This window comes from Christiangramia aestuarii, assembly GCF_009735585.1.
GTDB classification, from domain to species: domain Bacteria; phylum Bacteroidota; class Bacteroidia; order Flavobacteriales; family Flavobacteriaceae; genus Christiangramia; species Christiangramia aestuarii.
In genome coordinates, this window is record NZ_VJVW01000176.1 from 1 (window position 1) to 359 (window position 359).

General features: G+C 68.2%; 1 protein-coding gene. It reads right to left on the reverse strand.

All coding sequences use genetic code 11. The features are described 5' to 3' along the window. Window positions 1-359: ABC transporter permease subunit (locus FLP08_RS17425; RefSeq protein WP_162431157.1), on the reverse strand; the 359-nt coding region annotated here is incomplete at both ends.

Below are 359 nucleotides of genomic sequence, written 5' to 3' on the forward strand. Positions count from 1 at the left end.
CGGTAGAGGATCAGCACGTCGCAGGCGAGGAGGAAGAACAGCATCATCCCCTGGAACAGCCCGGACAGCGCCAATGGCAGGTTGAGGCTCATCTGCGCGGCCTCGCCGCCGAGGTAGAGCAACGCCATCAGCAGGCTGGCGCAGAGGATGCCGAACGGATTGAGACGGCCAAGGAAGGCCACGGTGATCGCCGCATAGCCGTAGCCCGGCGAGACCTGCGGCACCAGTTGGCCGATCGGCCCGGCGACCTCGCAGACGCCGGCCAGGCCTGCCAGCGCGCCGGAGAACAGCAGCACGAACCAGACCAGGCGCTTCTCGAGGAAACCGACGAAACCGGCGGCGCGGCGGTCGAGGCCGAG